Below are 16,789 nucleotides of genomic sequence, written 5' to 3'. Positions count from 1 at the left end.
CGAGTCCCCAAAGGGTATCAAAAATGTGTTCAAGAGAGTGGATCAACCTGACCAGTTAATTTTCCAGTTTGGTATTAACAACATCACGATCAAAAAAGCCCGCAGAGCGGGCTTTTCTTTATACAATCGTTTTACTTTCTTTGGTCATAGCCCCAACGCGGTACCAAACCTTGTTCGACCCCGAGGTGATCCAATATGCGCGCCACCATGAAATCCACCAAATCATCGATACTCGCCGGTTGGTGATAAAAACCTGGAGCAGCAGGCATAATCGTTGCGCCCATCTGCGACAGTTTTAGCATGTTTTCCAAGTGAAGTGTCGAGAACGGTGTTTCCCGTACAACCATCAACAATTGACCACGCTCCTTGAGCACCACATCGGCTGCCCGCTCCAGCAGGTTATCCGACAGGCCGTGGGCCACCGATGCCAAAGTCCCAGCCGAACAAGGGCAGATCACCATTTGCTTGGGTGCTGCTGAGCCAGATGCCACCGGCGAGAACCAGTCTTCTTTGCCGCACACTTCCAGTCCTTCTGGAGCGCAGCCTAAATGCTTCACCAATGTCGCCTTGGCCGCATCAGGACCAGCAGGTAGTTTCAGACCATGCTCGGTCGCCAGTACCACCCGCGCTGCCGATGAAACCAGTAAGTAAACATGGTAGTTCGCCGCCAATAGGCACTCCAGCAAACGCAGCCCATATGGTGCACCGGACGCACCGGTCCATGCAAGAGTAATACGTTTATCACGGTTAGCCTCACTCACCCGCCGCCTCCAGGGCAGCAAGAAGCTTGCCGTGAATACCCCCAAAACCGCCGTTACTCATCACCAAAATGTTATCACCAGAACTGGCACTTGCCACAACCTTGCTCACCAAAGCGTCCAAATCAGTATCGGTTTGGCTAGGCTGCTGACAATGCTCAGCGATTTCATCCACCGACCATGGAATACTATCAGGCTGGTAAATAAAGACCTCATCGGCCGCTGCCAGCGCCGGGGCTAAATCCAATTTATGCACTCCGAGTTTCATGGTATTCGAGCGAGGCTCCAATACCGCCAGAATACGCTGCTGACCCACTTTTGCACGCAGGCCACCTAGCGTCAGCTCCACCGCCGTTGGGTGGTGGGCAAAATCATCATAGACTTTCACCCCGGCCTTCTCGCCTTTTAACTCTAAGCGCCGCTTGGTATTAATAAACTTACCCAACGCCTCGCACGCCAAATCTGCTGTCACTCCAACATGGCGGGCCGCCGCAATGGCCATCAGAGCATTGCTAACATTGTGATCACCGATAAGATCCCAATCAACAGTGCCGACCTTACTACCATCAAGCTGGACATCAAAACGGCTACCGGCCGCATCAAGCTTATTGGCCTGCCAATGACCATCTTCACCGATAAATTCCAATTCGCTCCAGCAGCCCATCTCCAATGTCTCATCAATCGCTTTGACTCCTGTCGGCGCGAGGATCCGCCCATTTCCCGGCACCGTCCTAACCAAATGGTGGAACTGGCGCTGGATAGCCTTCAAGTCATCAAAAATATCGGCGTGGTCGAACTCCAAATTATTCATAACCAGAGTTCGTGGTCGATAATGAACAAACTTAGAACGTTTATCGAAAAAAGCACTATCGTATTCGTCCGCTTCAACGACAAAGAACATACTTTCGCCTAAACGCGCGGAAACACCGAAGTTTCCGAGCACACCACCGACTAAGAAACCAGGTTTATATCCACAATCGTCCAAGATCCAAGCCAGCATACTGGCTGTAGTGGTCTTACCATGGGTGCCAGCAATGGCCAGAACCCAGCGGTCATGCAACAGAATCTCCTGCAGCCACTGCGGCCCCGAGGTATATCGCAGGTTTTGATTAAGCACATATTCCACACAAGGGTTTCCACGGCTCATCGCATTACCAACAACAACCAAATCCGGTGCTTGATTCAATTGAGAAGGGTCATAACCTTGAATTATTTCAATACCTTGAGATTCAAGCAAGGTACTCATAGGTGGATAAACATTGGCATCGCAACCGGTTACTTTATGGCCTAATTGGCGGGCAAGAATCGCCGCTCCGCCCATAAAAGTGCCACAAATTCCTAAAATATGGATGTGCATAACTGTCGTCTCACTCGGTAATTTTCACTAATTTCACGCTAATGCGTTACTTCGTTACCATAAAAAAGATCTTTATATACAATATTTTGTTCAAAATAGAGCACACACTATAAAAGGCAAAATGCCAATATGGGTATAAAAATTGTCCATTAGAGACATTGTACCTGACTTAACTGCCCCAATGACAACAAGATGCAAGGATTGTATATGTCCGATATTAGAACCCTTGGCGAATTTATTGTCGAGAAACAGCACGACTTCCCCCACGCCAGCGGTGAGCTTTCTTCCCTGCTGAGCTCGATTAAACTTGCGGCGAAAATCGTCAACCGTGAAATCAACAAGGCTGGTTTGGCCGATATCACAGGTTCGTTCGGCGACGAGAATGTTCAGGGTGAAGAGCAACAAAAACTCGATGTGTATGCCAATGATAAGTTCAAAGCTGCACTGGAAGCTCGTGACCAAGTGTGCGGCGTAGCCAGTGAAGAAGAAGACGAAGCCGTTACGTTCAACAGAGAGTTGAACCGAAACGCTAAATACGTTGTTTTGATGGATCCATTGGATGGTTCTTCGAATATCGACGTAAACGTTTCCGTAGGTACTATATTCTCTATTTACCGTAGAGTTTCCCCAGTTGGCACACCACCAACGCAAGAGGACTTCCTACAACCTGGTAGCCAGCAAGTGGCTGCCGGCTATATCATTTATGGTTCTTCAACCATGCTGGTATATACAACGGGTAACGGTGTACACGGCTTTACCTATGATCCATCTTTGGGTCTGTTCTGCCTGTCACACGAAAACTTGCAAACCCCTGAAGACGGACGAATTTACTCGATCAACGAAGGTAACTACTTCCGCTTCCCGATGGGAGTGAAGAAGTACATCAAATACTGCCAGGAAAATGTACCAGAAGACGACCGTCCATACACATCACGTTACATCGGCTCTCTGGTTTCAGATTTCCACCGTAACCTATTAAAAGGCGGTATCTACTTGTATCCAAGCACAGCAACCCACCCAACGGGTAAACTGCGCCTATTGTACGAGTGCAACCCGATGGCCTTCCTGATTGAACAGGCTGGCGGCAAGGCTTCAGATGGTGTTGGCCGAATCATGGATATCAAACCGACTGAGCTCCACCAACGCGCTCCTTTCTTTGTCGGTTCAACCAACATGGTAGAGAAAGTCGAAGCTTTCTTGGCTGAATTCCCTGAGCAAGACTAAGTAAACAAACAGGCTGAAGAACTCAGCCTGTTTTCTTCCGGCAGTACCTCTTTCATCTTCAAAGTGTTAACCACGCCTACAACTTATTGCTATTAGACAATAAAAGAAGGTTGTTGGTATTATAATTTCAACAACACCAACAATTGATTAACCAAGCAAAAGGAAGAGACGATGAGCCTTAATCAGGTCCCTGCAGGAAAGGACATACCCGAAGATATCTATGTTGTCATTGAAATCCCTGCCAATGCCGATCCTATCAAGTATGAGGTCGACAAAGACAGTGGTGCAGTTTTCGTAGACCGATTCATGTCTACACCGATGTTTTATCCTTGTAACTACGGCTATGTAAACCACACCCTATCACTTGATGGTGACCCGGTTGACGTGCTGGTACCAACACCTTTTCCTTTGGTTCCAGGCTCGGTGATCCGCTGCCGCCCGGTTGGTGTGCTAAAAATGTCTGACGAGTCAGGCGAAGATGCTAAGGTAGTCGCGGTGCCCCATAGCAAGCTAACCAAAGAATATGAACACATTCAGGATGTTGACGATCTCCCTGAACTATTAAAAGCCCAAATAACTCACTTCTTCGAGCGGTACAAAGAGCTTGAGCCGGGTAAATGGGTGAAAGTCGAAGGCTGGGCAGATGCTACCGCAGCCAAGGAAGAAATCCTTGAGTCGTTTAAGCGCGCTCAGGAAAAATAGCGATCAACGCGACAATTTCCCGGGCAAAAAGCCCGGGACAGTTAAAAGGGTATCCCTTATGCAAAGGCTATTGATAGCTACTGCTTTTGTATTAGCCTCTATGGCCAACACATCTTTTGCAGAAGTCATTACACCAGAAGCGTTTTGGCTGTCTTACCATGGTCCACATTCCGGTAAGCCAATAATCATCGATGTTCGCTCCCACGAGGAGTTTATCGAAGGCCATCTTCCAAGCGCGATCAACATACCTTACGAGCAGATAGAGCTGCTGACCACTTTTGCCCCAGATAAAAGCCAATCACTATTTATCTACTGCCGATCTGGCCGCCGATCTGGGATTGCCGAAGAAGCCCTCTATAAACTTGGCTACTCCAACATTTACAACGGAGAAAGCTACCAGGCATTAATAAAGGCTATGCCAAAATAACAATCAGACTTAATCAATACGTTGGCACCAATCACCACTTTCGATCACCGGTAAATCGCTTACCGAAGGGTTATACAGGTATATCCATGCCTTGCCATATGATGTAGATATTTCAACCCGATCATACTCAACCGGATAGTCTTCGAGCCAATCGAGCGCCCGTAAAATGCACGCATTTATTCGATATACCTCCCCCCATAGCGGCCCTCCATCCGGTAACGTAATTGCACCAGGGTACGTACCTAAGCTGTAGAGCATATAGCCTTCGGCTAGACGCTCTTTTCCCAGCTTGACCGCTCCTTTAAGGAAAACAGCATTGGCTTCCCCTTCACGCAACGTTCCGTAAACAAAGACTTTCAAAGCGTTCCCTGTCTCAGATTAGTTAAACTCAAACTGGTACAGCAAGTCAGCCGCACTGTCCAGCCCCGAAACTACTTCGACATAGAGATCCTTCATCAAGCGGTAACGCACGGTAAATTCTGGAATAGAATTAAAAATACCCACCCCGTACTTCACCTGTAGGCCCGGGGCGATATACCCACTGACTGTCACTTGGGTATCGTCACCAGAACCCGACGTATCTAATGACAGGTCCTGAACACCAAAAGCCTCTCCAACACTCCCAACCAACTGACCACTTTGCGCCAACCCCATTGACAGTAACGTTGTGGTCATGGCATCACTGCTGTCAGATTCACTATCCAGATCCTTTCCTCGTAAAATATAAGACAAGGCATTTTGTTGCGCCATGGCCGGGTCAGAAAATATTTTCACTCGCGGCTCATCTGCCGGCCCCGTCACTCGCAAGCCAGCTACCACATCATCTTCAATGTTGTCTGGATCGCGAATAGCCTCAATCGATAAATAAGGCTGATCGGCCGGACCATTAAACAAGATCTGCCCTTTGCGGATCACCAGCTCCTGAGCAAAAGAACGGTAAGTACCATTGCGTAGGTTGATTTCACCGTATACCAACGGGCCTTTTTCATCTTGGCGGACATTCAAGTCCCCCACGAGTCCAGCTTTAAGCCCAAAAGCCGACAGCTTGACATCATTACCAATTCTTACCAACACATTGGTCTTAAGATTAAACGGGATGGGCTTTTCTGTTTCGACAGGCTGAAGATCGGCATTGAGCAAGATCTCATCATCCGACACAGAGACAGCTGATTCCGGCAGCTGATCAACGGTAATTCGCCCCCAGGGAATACCAACGCTGCCCGTGATCTCGGCTTGCTGCGGCGTTGCTTTTATCATCAAATCCGGTGACACCTTCACCGCCAACAATGGCGGTACTGTCACTTCAAGCTCCCGGCCGTTAACGCCGAGCTGTCCACGCCAATTGGCCAGATCCTGCCAGTTCCCATCACCGGTAATATTCAATTTACCATCCGGTGTTACCACCTCACCGCTAAGCCGAGCTTGGTAACCACTGAAGGTCGCCGTGATATCGGCCTTATCTATATCAACGGGCACTGTACGCCCCGAAGCTTTAACATTACTGACCTTAAGCAAGCCATTAACTGCAGGGTGCATAACCGGTCCCGTAACCGAGAGATCGGCTTCAACCTGGCCATCGAAACTGTGATAGTCCATCAATAAAGGTTTAAGAAAACCGAGCATAAAGCTATCAAGTTTCACATGAGCATCCAACTGCTGCTCGCCACTCAAGGACATCACTTTGGCCCGGCCACTCAAATCGCCATTGTTACGGATAGAAAAGAGCCAATCAGCAATAAGGGTATCTTGCTTAACCTCGGCATTCACCGCCACCTTGTCCCAAGCCACAATGACAGGATCCAAATCTGGGTCTTGCTGTTGAGTCACACTACCGGCAGGTAAATTAACACTGGCTCTGACATACGGCGTAGATTTCGGTGCCCATGCCACCTCAACCTCCGCCCCTGCACTGCCTTGAAGCTCTACCGTATCAGGCAGGTATGGCGTCAACATATCGAAGCTGACATTACTCAACGCTACTTTGGCGCGGCCGCTTGTGCCGGCTTCCATATTCTGAGTTAGACACAATGCCGCTTTACCTCGGTCTTGCTCCCAGCAATGCGCCGCAACACTGGCCAATTGCTTATCAAACCGGTAACCAAGTGCTGTTGAGCGATCAAGTTTCCAAACGCCCAGATCGGTATCAATTTCCCCTTGCTGAAGCGCACCACGCCAGCCTTTGTCCCTGTCGAGCTCCCCCTGCAGGCGCAACGCTGCGCTGACTGGCTCAGCATTCACATCCAGCACTAGCTGATGCTGCTTTTCGTTCCCTTGGAGCAACAGTGACAAATCTTTCAAGGTAAAAGTGTCATAACGGCCACCTGAAGCTGTCAAGCTCACATCGGCGTCCAGTGTTGGCATTGGGGTGATCTGCCCTTTCAGCGTCAGTTTTTCAAGCGAAGCCAATTCTTCCCAACCCAGTGCCTCACCCACTAAATCAACATCCAAGTCCGGCTCAGCCATTTTTCCTTTCAGCTGAATATTCCCCTGCACACTGCCACGCAAACCTGGCAGGGATTGGGATAGATCCGGCGCATTAATATCAGCAGACATATCCCACGCTTTAGTCAACCGACCTTTGGCTGAAAACCCGTTTGGACCATGTTTCAGCACCAACCCCTGAGTATCCAGCTGTAATTCTCCTTTACCTGAAGTGTCTTTAGCCGATAGCTGCCCAACGAGATCAAGCTGCTGCTCCATGACCACACCATCAACAACCAATTCAGGCAATTCAACGAACCAACCGCCTTGCTGAGTCAGTCCCCCCGATGTCCTTAACTTACCACTGAGATCACCAGGTACATCCTGCCACTCCAAGCCCGGTTGAAGGTGATCAAAGGCCAGCTCACCTTGCCAATTCACCAAGTCTTTCCAGCTTACCTTGGCATTACCAGAGATAGAGCCACCCAAGGTATCAACAGCAAGACGACTTAATTCAATATTTTCAAGGCTCCCCTTACCTGTCAACTCAGCACCAACGGCAGGCATTGGCTTACCATCAATCTGACTCTTGAGCGTAAAGCTATAGCCATCAAGGCTGCCCTGGGCCAACAGTTTCGTCTCTTTCACCTCGAAATCTGGCTCGCTTTCAATAGGCCACTGAAGGTGCTGGCTTTCAAGAGTGAGTTCAAAAGGCAGCGCCGGATCCAGCGCTGACAAGCTTCCTTTCAGCCAAGCGTCCACTGTCCCTTTTACACGGGCATCCAAAATCAAATTGGCCACACTGCCATCAGCATTGAGCTCAAGGTGATGGTCTTTCAATGGGTCCATATTGATGGCAACATCGGCCTTGAGTGCCAATGGATAGTCATCGACCAATTCAATCTTGGCTTTAGCTTTAAGACCAGCTTGCGGCGCAGAAACCTCCAGCTTTTCAACCACTACCTCACTGCCTTTCGCCTTGGCTATCAACTCCAGTTTCTCGACGGTCTGAGGCGTCTCGCCATGAAGAGTGAATGCCTCAACGGTAAAACGCTGGATATTAACCGAGAGTGGAATAATGACGTCGGGCAACACAATCGGCTGCGGTGCTGTAACCATAGGCTCAGCAACCTCTTTCGGCTCAGCACTAGCTGGTGCCAACGTAAGATCTATATTTTTCCAGTCTGTCGGCTTGAGGGTCAGTGTATCCCCCAACATATCTGCCGCACTAGAAAAGTGTTGCCAGGCGACCTTATTGCCCAGCACATTAAGCTCAATATCATCCAGTACCAAGCGAGACAGAGTTATCGGAATAGGTAAACTAAACTCTGTCATCGGTTCAGCTGGGACTTCCTCTTCAACCTCTTCCGTTGAGGGGGGCAATTCAGGCATCGAAAAGCGCACTCCGGATACCGCAAGTTCTGAAATGCACACTGCAGGTGCTAACAAACAGCTGTCTTCGATATCCAAGGCCAACTGCGCTAGGGATAAGTCGATGCTGTCATCGCTATAATTCACCTGCTGTAAAGAAAAGCCATTCAACAGGCTCCCATTACTCGCTCCAACACTTAGTGATGGCAAAACTTTCTGTGCCCCCCATACTGCAACTTTAATCCCTGCAGGCGTATACAACAGTGCAGCGATGGCAATAACCGCCACCATCAGTAGTGCCAACAAGGCGATCGCTGAGCGCTTTACCCAAATCATATTTCTGGCCCCAATACAAAGTGCAGCTGGAATTTATCTTTTTCTTTGTCCAGTCCCCAGGCAAAATCAACACGAATAGGTCCCACTGGCGAGGCCCAACGAACCCCCACCCCAGTACCAGCTAACCATTCAGGGCTGTCATTCCAGGCTGAGCCATAATCATAAAATACGGCCCCCCACCAATCACCATAAACACGGTACTGGTACTCAAGCGAGGACGTAAGCATATACTTACCCCCTTCTCTAAGCCCTAATTCATTACGTGGCGAGATTGACTCATAGCTATAACCTCGCAGACTATTATCACCACCAATAAAAAAGCGCATTGAAGGTGGGATATCAGTCAGGTTATCGGCAATCACCGCCCCGCCATCTACTCGGAACAATCCTCTGTGGTTCTCCCCTTCACTACGAATCCAAGCTGAACGTCCACGTAATCGAGTCAAGCGAGTATCTGAGCCTAATACCGGATCGGAATATTCAATAGAGATCAGCTGCTTATCCCCCCATGTCGGCATAGCACCACCTCGAACACGGGTTTTGTCATATTTGATCCCCGGGATCACCATAAACAAATTACCACTTTCAATTTTACCTTGGGTATAGTCTTCGTAGAGCAAGCGCATTGAAGCGATTCGTTTCCAGCCCGACTCCAAGCGCCAATGACGCTCAACGGCCAAATTGGTTTCAGTACTGATAGTATCGTGATTATCGACATAGCGGATCCCGCCTACGATTTGGTAATAATCATTCAAGACGTCATCAAGCGGGATTTTATAGGTCGCTTCAATTTTCGGCTGGATCTCAGACAACTCTGTTTTTATGCTCAAACTGTGGCCCTTGCTATTTAACCAAGGTTTGCGCCAGTTGAATTTCAGGCGCGGCCCCACATCAGTCGAATAACCGATACCAGTTTCAATTTGGTTTTTAACTTGTGGCTTGAGCACCACGCTGACAGGAATTTCTTCGTCTTTGAGGTTGGCAATTTCACCGCCGACAAATATCGAAGAAAACCAACCAACATTGGATAAACGCTGGTTAAATTCACCCAATGTAGAGGCTAAGTAAGGATCACCTTCCTCGTAAGGCATAAGTGACTCCAGGCGATCTAGCTCAATCTGGCTACCTTCGAAAACTGTTTCACCAAAGTTATAGCGCTGACCAGAAGCGTATTCAATCGTGATGAATGCTTCATTACGGCTCGGGGCAACCTCCAAACGACTGACCTTCAATTCACCATCAAAATAGCCCTTTCTCAACGCCAGACTCGTCAGTGAAGACTTCAAAGATTCATATTTTCCATGGTTTAGCGTCTGACCAAGCCCCAACCCACTGGTACGAACAAGAGCAAGAAAGTCAGGGTCATTTTGGGCCATGCCAGTCAAAAGAATATGACTTCGAGCTATGGTTGTATTCGGGCCGGCCTCGACCTGAGCGACCAGCTCACTGTCGTCTTCTGCTGCGGAAAAAATAATCGTGGGGTTATAGTGCCCCAACGCTTTAAGCGCATCGCGGATCTCTCCCTCTAGCTGCTCGCGAAAGCGTAAAGAAGTGCTGTAGTCATCTTCAGGGATCGCTGATACATAAGCTTCAACATTATCCTCAAGGCTTCCTTTTAACCCTTTTATCTTCAAAGAGGTCGCGGCTGAAGCCGGTATAGCAACGGTGAGCGCAAGTGTTGCCAGGCCATACCGCAAAAAAGGTCTCTTCATTCTTATTTACTTCATTGGTTAGCGCATTATTTTTTTATGTTTGTGTATGGTTAATTCTGACAAAGCACAGCCCTAACTGCCAATCTTTTGCTTCGAAAATCCACCAAAGTTGAATGTCTTTTCCGTTTCCTCTACTTTGAAGAAAGTCAGTGACATCAAAATAAGGAGATAACCATGTCGTCATCCAAGCAAATCTTACCAACAGAAAGCCAGGCTCTGATAGGCAGAGCAACCCCAATGATGCCTTCGTTACCCCATGCAGTGAACGGAACTCAACTCAATGACGAGATCCCTCAAGGAATGGAAGTACTGACTTTCGGAATGGGGTGCTTTTGGGGAGCAGAAAGGTTGTTTTGGAAACAAACAGGCATATACAGCACAGCTGTTGGATACAGCGGTGGGATCACCCCTAACCCAAACTATAAAGAAGTATGCACAGGGCAAACAGGTCATAACGAAGTCGTCAGGGTCATTTTTGACCCACAACAGATCAGCCTAAACACCTTGTTGACATTGTTCTGGGAAAACCACGATCCCACCCAAGGTATGCGACAAGGTAATGATGTGGGCACCCAGTATCGCTCGGCAATTTACACCTATTCAGATCAACACTATCAAGAGGCATTAGCCAGCAAGGCTCGATACCAACAAGCATTACTCGACGCTTCTATTACCACTGAAATCCTCCCTGCAGGTACGTTCTACTTTGCCGAAGATTACCATCAGCAATATCTTGCCAAGAACCCTAATGGCTATTGCGGGCTAGGTGGAACCGGCATATGCATGCCTCCGCAATAGCGATATCAAAAAGCTTCTGCACTAAGGAGTTGGATCTCACGGTTGACCTCGCTCAGCACATTCAGCGCCTTGGTGTCATGCTTTTTCGGTGGTAATAAACGCCCACAATCAAATTCAAAAGCCCCGACACCGATAATAAATAGTCGCCCCCGAAAGTAACTTTTTACGTATCGAGCAACTTGGTTTGGTCGATATTTTTTGAATACTCTTAACATGGTTCCCTCACAAAAATCACTAAGACTATAGACCTTGAAAATGCCCGGATGTTTCCTTTTTCCAAGACAGAATAATTAAGCAAGTTACTTGCCAGTTAATAACTATTTACCAAGATAGTATGCATTTCATCGTCCCCCGGCCCTGAATACGCACTTAGTGTTATATTTTCGTGATTGGGTTCAAGGCTTTACAAACTGGTTAAACCAGCTTAATGGCAGTAATCTAAGATAATGACGCGTCTAATAAATCATGGAAAAAATAATGAACAAGAAGCCTCTTTTCGCCTTACTGGCCACACTGCTATCCGGGACTGCTTTTGCCCATAACCTAACCGTCGGTGATACACTTCCTGCTGTTAAGGTTGCTGATAAAGGTGAAATTACCCTACAAGATGACAAAATTGTCTACCAAGATTGGAACAGCGAGCAGTTAGCAGGCAAGGTTCGAGTTATCCAAGCCATTGCTGGCCGTAGTTCAGCCAAGGCACTGAATGCTGATTTAATCAGTGCCATCACGGCGGCAGACTTTCCTGATGAAAAATACCAAACCACAACCATCATCAATCAAGATGATGCGATCTGGGGCACAGGGAGTTTCGTAAAATCTTCTGCTGAAGATAGCAAGCGAGAGTTTTCTTGGTCTTCAATGGTGCTGGATGCCAATGGTACCGTCCATCAGTCGTGGCAACTTGCTGCAGAGGACTCAGCTATTATTGTCCTTGATAAGAGTAGCCAGGTACTGTTTGTAAAAGAAGGCAAACTATCATCCCAAGAAATCGAACAGGCACTAGAGTTGGTAAAAAGTAACTTTTAAGGCAACTTAATAAACCTCAATTAAGATCAAAATGATATGAAAGCCATATTATGGAGAAAGTAGTAATGTTATATTATTACACCTCATGGATATGGTTTTCATTTTATCAAAGTGAACTTCAAACGTTATTGGACACACAGCCTTAGCTTTATACTGATCAGCCTGATCGTAACCATCGGGCCAGTTTCCGTGTTGCACCAACTTGAAGCAGTGTCAGACCACCACCATGCAACTGACTGTTCTATCTGCCACATCATCCATGACAGTTTCCTTGTTCAACATAATCACTTCCCAGGAACGGAACAGATCCGCACGACCATCATCAACACGATGCCCCAGCAAGTTTTTCTACGTCACCGTTCTCCGATAGCCCGGTCACCGCCGTTTTCCCTGATCGTTAACACTACTATTTTTAATCACTAACAATTTATTGGGGTAACCATGCGTTTTAATCAATCACTTTCACCTGTCGCGGCTCTATTCGTCAGCCTTGGCCTATCCGTATCTAGCTCAGCTTTCGCAGAAGATCACTTTCGTCAGCATGATGCCCATGTCCATGGCGTGGTTGAAGTCAATATAGCCCAAGACGGGCAAGACTTATTGATGGAGATCCACGCTCCGGGCGCAGATATCGTTGGCTTTGAACACGCACCACAAACGGACGAACAGAAGGCTGCGATTAACAACGCTATCAAGCAACTTAAAGCGCCAGAGTCACTATGGGTATTCACGGCTAATGCTAAATGCCAGTTGGTTGAAAGCCTTGCGACGGAAACACTGACTAGCCAAGAGGCTGAAAACCATCATGGTCATGATGATCACGGCCACGAGCATGACAGCCATGACCATGATGACCACGGCCACGAGCATGACAGTCATAACCATGGTGCCCACGGTGAGTTCACAGCGCAATACACCTACAAATGTAGCGATATCAGTCAACTCACAGAAGTCAAAACCCAGTGGTTTACCCATTTCCCAACCACTGAGCGTATTACGGTTAACACCATCACGGAAAAAGGTCAGAAAGGTGGATCATTGACCTCAAACGTCATCACTTTCCGTTTCTAACACCTCTGCAACCAAAAATGGGGAAGTTCTTCCCCATTTCAGGACAAACCATGAGCATCATTGAGATTCGCGAACTCACATTCCAATGGCCCCGACAAACCAAACCACTATTGGATATCCCTACACTGGTAGTGAAGAAAGGGGAAAAAGTTTTCATCAAAGGCCCTAGCGGCAGCGGGAAATCAAGCCTTCTGAGTTTATTAGCAGGAATCAACGAGCCAACCACCGGTACAGTCGAGCTACTAGGACAACCTTTCAGCAGCCTAAAACCGACCGGCCGAGACCGATTTAGGGCCGATCATATTGGCTACATCTTCCAGATGTTCAACTTGCTACCTTATCTCTCTGTCATCGACAATGTTCTACTCCCTTGCCGGTTCTCTGCATTACGTAAACAGCAAATTTCCGGAGGGATGTATGAACAAGCAAAGCAACTGCTGACCCAATTGCATTTACCCACAGAGTGTTTGGACAGCCCAATCAGCGAACTCAGTATTGGACAGCAACAACGCGTTGCCGCCGCAAGGGCATTGATTGGAAAGCCTAAATTACTAATTGCAGATGAACCTACCTCTGCCTTAGATCATGATAACCGCGAGGCCTTCATTAAATTGCTAATGGCTGAGTGTGATAAATCAGACACAACATTGTTGTTTGTCAGCCATGATGAAACGCTCGAAGCGCTATTTGACCGCAGTATTAATCTGAACGTTATCAACCAAGCGGCAAGGGGGTATTAAATGGGGCCGATCATTCGTCTCGCTTGGCAGAGCCTAGCCAATCGAAAAACCACCGCAATACTGACATTACTGACTGTTGCTATTTCGGTTACCCTTTTACTTGGGGTTGAAAAAGTCAGGACTCAGGCCAAATCCAGCTTTGCTAATACTATCTCAGAGACAGATCTCATCGTCGGATCTCGCTCTGGCCAAGTTAATCTATTGCTCTACTCTGTTTTTAGGATAGGCAATGCCACCAACAACATAGACTGGCAAAGCTTCCAAGAGATCAGTCAACACCGTTCAGTAAAATGGGCGATTCCAATTTCATTAGGCGACTCTCATCGTGGTTTCCGTGTCATCGGAACCAACAGCGACTATTTTGAGCATTATCGTTACGGGCAGAAACAACCCCTAGAGCTAGCACAGGGTGAGGCGTTCGATAGCTTATTTGAAACTGTGATCGGTGCTGAGGTTGCTAAAAAGCTCGATTACAAGATTAACGATGAAATCATCATTGCCCACGGGATCAGTGACCAGTCTTTTAACCGTCATGATAATCTACCCTTTAAAATCGTTGGTATCCTTGAACCTACCGGCACCCCTGTAGACCGCAGTGTTCATGTTTCTCTACCCGCGATTGAAGCCATTCATGTTGGCTGGGAAAGCGGAGCCCGCCTAGGTCCAACTCCAGATGCGGAATTGCTGGCAACTCAACAGTTCGCTCCCAAGCAGATCACAGCATTCATGCTGGGCCTCAACTCAAAAATCCAAACCTTTGCTCTGCAACGCTATATCAATACTTACACCAAAGAGCCGTTAAGTGCCATCATGCCGGGTATCGCGCTTCATGAGCTTTGGGGGATGATGTCAGTAGCAGAACAAGCCCTGCTGGTTGTCTCAGTTTTTGTCGTGATCGCGGGTCTACTCGGAATGTTGACCAGCTTATTGACTAGCCTGAATGAGAGGCGGCGGGAAATGGCGATCCTTAGAGCCATGGGCGCTAGACCTGGCCACATATTCTTTCTCCTGACGAGTGAAGCGACTCTCCTGACCGCACTGGGAGTCACCGTTGGCACTTCTTTACTGTACTTGATTCTGATGATAACTCAGCCGATTATTCAGGCGCAGTTTGGATTACTCATTCCGATCACTGCTCCTACAAGCCATGAACTGTTGTTGTTAGTACTCGTTCAGTTAGCTGGTATGCTAGTGGGGATCATTCCTGCTATCCGCGCCTATCAACATTCACTCTCGGATGGCATGACTATAAAGGTATAATTACATGAAAAGATGGCTACTCGCACTTTGCTGTTGGTTTCCACTTCTGAGCTCTGCGAATGAAGCTTTAACGCTGGACTGGATAGATTTAGTCCCAGAAAAAGAACGCACTCAGTTCAATGCAAACCAGATGCCGATCCTCAATCATGACGGAGATGCAGCTAAACAAACGATGGTTGGCAACGTCAGAGAAGAACTGAACGGAAGTACGGTCAAAATCCCGGGGTTTGTGATCCCCTTAGAAGGGGATGATAAAACCATCACCGAGTTTCTTTTAGTTCCTTACTTTGGAGCATGTATCCACGTACCACCGCCGCCACCTAATCAGATTGTTTACGTAAAGTTCCCGAAAGGAGCGCCGATACAACAGCTATGGGATGTCGTTTACGTCGTGGGAACATTGAAAACACAAAGCGTGAGCCATGACCTTGCTGAAGTGGGCTATCTGCTGGAAGGAAGCGCCATCGAAGACTACGACGATATGTAATATCAATTTAGCCAGCTTCTCTTGAAGCTGGCCCTCAAACATTTAAGGGTGATCACTATGGAAGGCGAGAGCAAAGTATCCCCGCCTCTTGAACTGCAAACAAAGGACAAAGAAAAAACCAAAAAATCCCCTCCCAGTATCATTAGTACGATTGCTGAAGAACTCGGTGTCAGCTTCCAAATAACTAATGATGGGCCACATACACTTTCAGAAAGGTATGAAGGCCGATACAAAAAAGAACAATATTTCCAACAAGAAAATCTTGAGAAGATATTCAAGCTAACCTTCGATACAACCCCTCTAGAGAAAGCCAAGAGTATTGACCCTGATTGGCTTAACTACTTTACTTCGATAGCAAAAAAAATACGTAATAGTTCAATGCAACAACTGTGGAGTCGTATTCTCAGACAAGAATTTTTGTCCCCAGGCTCAGTATCATTAAAAACGCTTGATACGCTTCGTAATATGACCCACAAAGAAGCACAAGTCTTCCACCGAGCCTGTACGCTTTCATGCCATTTTGGCAATGACAAAAGCAAAAAGCTCCTGACTGCCTTGAAAGCAAAACATAAGTTTCTACCCAGCCTGTTCGCCCCCTCCCTGCATTCCGTTCCTCTGGGTAACTTTTCTCTACCTTACTCCGATCTGCTTATCTTATTAGAGCTAGGGCTTATATTGAAAAGAGAATTAGAGTCGGGAGAGTTAGCATCAGGTATAGCGCTTCCATTTAGCTACCAGAACCATACCTATCAGCTCATTCCACACCAAAAAGGTCTGAGTTTCACGTATTACCGTTTATCGCCAACAGGGCAGGAAATTGCAGATCTATTAGGTAGCAAGACACACGAACCTTTCCGAGAAACCATCCTTGAGCTACTAGCACCATTCTTCGTGGTTGAAAGCCAGTGATAACAGGCCTTCACGTAGAATAATAACTTTCTATCCCTGAATGTTAAACGCAAAACGGCAAGGTCAATCAACCTGACCAGTTAATTTTCCAGTTTTGACCTGCTCCCCGCTTTCTAATCCAGCCAATACTTAGTAATGTTCATCTTATAAGAAGGAAGGTGAATATGAAGAAGCGATTCAACGAACA

General features: G+C 47.4%; 16 protein-coding genes. 10 read left to right on the top strand and 6 right to left on the bottom strand.

Features of this window, described 5'->3' with window-relative positions; genetic code table 11:
* Positions 1 to 131: 131 nt before the first annotated feature.
* Together NHN17_RS23160 and mpl are read right to left on the bottom strand one after the other, a co-directional pair.
* On the bottom strand, positions 132 to 761 hold the full coding sequence (locus NHN17_RS23160) for a flavin prenyltransferase UbiX (protein ID WP_255045028.1): 630 nt from the start codon (positions 759 to 761) through the stop codon (positions 132 to 134).
* Positions 754 to 2,115 (bottom strand): UDP-N-acetylmuramate:L-alanyl-gamma-D-glutamyl-meso-diaminopimelate ligase, encoded by a 1,362-nt coding sequence (mpl, locus tag NHN17_RS23155; protein ID WP_255045027.1) that lies wholly within the window; start codon positions 2,113 to 2,115, stop codon positions 754 to 756. Before mpl ends, NHN17_RS23160 begins: the two co-directional genes overlap by 8 nt.
* Positions 2,116 to 2,322: 207 nt before the next feature.
* Here mpl and fbp point away from each other — a divergent pair, with 207 nt between their 5' ends.
* The 3 genes from fbp (at position 2,323) to NHN17_RS23140 (ending at position 4,468) form a co-directional block, all read left to right on the top strand.
* Positions 2,323 to 3,339 carry a class 1 fructose-bisphosphatase gene (fbp, locus tag NHN17_RS23150; protein WP_255045026.1) on the top strand — a complete coding sequence of 339 codons (1,017 nt, stop codon included), beginning with the start codon at positions 2,323 to 2,325 and terminating at the stop codon, positions 3,337 to 3,339.
* Positions 3,340 to 3,510: 171 nt separating this feature from the next.
* On the top strand, positions 3,511 to 4,041 hold the full coding sequence (gene ppa, locus NHN17_RS23145; protein ID WP_255045025.1) for an inorganic diphosphatase: 531 nt from the start codon (positions 3,511 to 3,513) through the stop codon (positions 4,039 to 4,041).
* Positions 4,042 to 4,099: 58 nt separating this feature from the next.
* A complete protein-coding gene (locus NHN17_RS23140; RefSeq protein ID WP_255045023.1) occupies positions 4,100 to 4,468 on the top strand; it encodes a rhodanese-like domain-containing protein in 369 nt (122 codons plus the stop codon).
* 9 nt (positions 4,469 to 4,477) lie between these two features.
* Here the strand turns inward: NHN17_RS23140 and NHN17_RS23135 are convergent, their stop codons facing one another.
* From NHN17_RS23135 to tamA, 3 genes are read right to left on the bottom strand one after another with little or no spacing between them, the layout of a single operon-like run.
* On the bottom strand, positions 4,478 to 4,828 hold the full coding sequence (locus NHN17_RS23135; protein ID WP_255045022.1) for a gamma-glutamylcyclotransferase family protein: 351 nt from the start codon (positions 4,826 to 4,828) through the stop codon (positions 4,478 to 4,480).
* 18 nt (positions 4,829 to 4,846) lie between these two features.
* On the bottom strand, positions 4,847 to 8,596 hold the full coding sequence (gene tamB, locus NHN17_RS23130; RefSeq protein WP_255045021.1) for an autotransporter assembly complex protein TamB: 3,750 nt from the start codon (positions 8,594 to 8,596) through the stop codon (positions 4,847 to 4,849).
* Positions 8,593 to 10,308 (bottom strand): autotransporter assembly complex protein TamA, encoded by a 1,716-nt coding sequence (gene tamA / locus NHN17_RS23125; protein WP_255045020.1) that lies wholly within the window; start codon positions 10,306 to 10,308, stop codon positions 8,593 to 8,595. The genes tamB and tamA overlap by 4 nt, the downstream gene beginning before the upstream one ends.
* A gap of 174 nt (positions 10,309 to 10,482) precedes the next feature.
* Between tamA and msrA the strand changes: the two genes are divergently transcribed.
* Positions 10,483 to 11,106 carry a peptide-methionine (S)-S-oxide reductase MsrA gene (gene msrA, locus NHN17_RS23120; RefSeq protein ID WP_255045019.1) on the top strand — a complete coding sequence of 208 codons (624 nt, stop codon included), beginning with the start codon at positions 10,483 to 10,485 and terminating at the stop codon, positions 11,104 to 11,106.
* A gap of 5 nt (positions 11,107 to 11,111) precedes the next feature.
* On the opposite strand, the gene NHN17_RS23115 is transcribed toward msrA, so the two are convergent.
* Entirely contained in the window at positions 11,112 to 11,321 is a 210-nt protein-coding gene (locus NHN17_RS23115) for a DUF1107 domain-containing protein (RefSeq protein WP_255045018.1), read from the bottom strand.
* Between the two features lie 262 nt (positions 11,322 to 11,583).
* Here NHN17_RS23115 and NHN17_RS23110 point away from each other — a divergent pair, with 262 nt between their 5' ends.
* The 6 genes from NHN17_RS23110 (at position 11,584) to NHN17_RS23085 (ending at position 16,602) form a co-directional block, all read left to right on the top strand.
* Complete coding sequence (locus NHN17_RS23110; RefSeq protein WP_255045017.1) at positions 11,584 to 12,135, top strand: YtfJ family protein; 552 nt, start codon at positions 11,584 to 11,586, stop codon at positions 12,133 to 12,135.
* A 441-nt stretch (positions 12,136 to 12,576) separates the two neighbouring features.
* Positions 12,577 to 13,206, top strand: coding sequence for a zinc uptake protein ZrgA (gene zrgA, locus NHN17_RS23105; RefSeq protein WP_255045016.1), 630 nt, complete (start codon positions 12,577 to 12,579; stop codon positions 13,204 to 13,206).
* Positions 13,207 to 13,256: 50 nt separating this feature from the next.
* Positions 13,257 to 13,946 (top strand): ABC transporter ATP-binding protein, encoded by a 690-nt coding sequence (locus NHN17_RS23100; RefSeq protein ID WP_255045015.1) that lies wholly within the window; start codon positions 13,257 to 13,259, stop codon positions 13,944 to 13,946.
* Positions 13,947 to 15,206: an ABC transporter permease gene (locus NHN17_RS23095; RefSeq protein WP_255045014.1), complete on the top strand. Its 1,260-nt coding sequence runs from the start codon at positions 13,947 to 13,949 to the stop codon at positions 15,204 to 15,206.
* Positions 15,207 to 15,210: 4 nt separating this feature from the next.
* Positions 15,211 to 15,693 (top strand): DUF3299 domain-containing protein, encoded by a 483-nt coding sequence (locus NHN17_RS23090; protein ID WP_255045013.1) that lies wholly within the window; start codon positions 15,211 to 15,213, stop codon positions 15,691 to 15,693.
* Between the two features lie 57 nt (positions 15,694 to 15,750).
* Positions 15,751 to 16,602 carry a TIGR03899 family protein gene (locus tag NHN17_RS23085; RefSeq protein WP_255045012.1) on the top strand — a complete coding sequence of 284 codons (852 nt, stop codon included), beginning with the start codon at positions 15,751 to 15,753 and terminating at the stop codon, positions 16,600 to 16,602.
* Positions 16,603 to 16,789: the final 187 nt, after the last annotated feature.

Source organism: Photobacterium pectinilyticum (assembly GCF_024357955.1).
Lineage (GTDB): Bacteria > Pseudomonadota > Gammaproteobacteria > Enterobacterales > Vibrionaceae > Photobacterium > Photobacterium pectinilyticum.
Note: the sequence above shows the minus strand (reverse complement) of the source record. Positions and strands in the feature narration are given on the sequence as shown.

Excerpts from the sequence above, each read along its gene's own strand:
- mpl (WP_255045027.1), bottom strand. The coding sequence starts at position 2,115 with ATGCACATCCATATTTTAGGAATTTGTGGCACTTTTATGGGCGGAGCG.
- fbp (WP_255045026.1), top strand. The coding sequence starts at position 2,323 with ATGTCCGATATTAGAACCCTTGGCGAATTTATTGTCGAGAAACAGCAC.
- ppa (WP_255045025.1), top strand. The coding sequence starts at position 3,511 with ATGAGCCTTAATCAGGTCCCTGCAGGAAAGGACATACCCGAAGATATC.
- NHN17_RS23140 (WP_255045023.1), top strand. The coding sequence starts at position 4,100 with ATGCAAAGGCTATTGATAGCTACTGCTTTTGTATTAGCCTCTATGGCC.
- tamB (WP_255045021.1), bottom strand. The coding sequence starts at position 8,596 with ATGATTTGGGTAAAGCGCTCAGCGATCGCCTTGTTGGCACTACTGATG.
- tamA (WP_255045020.1), bottom strand. The coding sequence starts at position 10,308 with ATGAAGAGACCTTTTTTGCGGTATGGCCTGGCAACACTTGCGCTCACC.
- msrA (WP_255045019.1), top strand. The coding sequence starts at position 10,483 with ATGTCGTCATCCAAGCAAATCTTACCAACAGAAAGCCAGGCTCTGATA.
- NHN17_RS23115 (WP_255045018.1), bottom strand. The coding sequence starts at position 11,321 with ATGTTAAGAGTATTCAAAAAATATCGACCAAACCAAGTTGCTCGATAC.
- NHN17_RS23110 (WP_255045017.1), top strand. The coding sequence starts at position 11,584 with ATGAACAAGAAGCCTCTTTTCGCCTTACTGGCCACACTGCTATCCGGG.
- zrgA (WP_255045016.1), top strand. The coding sequence starts at position 12,577 with ATGCGTTTTAATCAATCACTTTCACCTGTCGCGGCTCTATTCGTCAGC.
- NHN17_RS23100 (WP_255045015.1), top strand. The coding sequence starts at position 13,257 with ATGAGCATCATTGAGATTCGCGAACTCACATTCCAATGGCCCCGACAA.
- NHN17_RS23095 (WP_255045014.1), top strand. The coding sequence starts at position 13,947 with ATGGGGCCGATCATTCGTCTCGCTTGGCAGAGCCTAGCCAATCGAAAA.
- NHN17_RS23090 (WP_255045013.1), top strand. The coding sequence starts at position 15,211 with ATGAAAAGATGGCTACTCGCACTTTGCTGTTGGTTTCCACTTCTGAGC.
- NHN17_RS23085 (WP_255045012.1), top strand. The coding sequence starts at position 15,751 with ATGGAAGGCGAGAGCAAAGTATCCCCGCCTCTTGAACTGCAAACAAAG.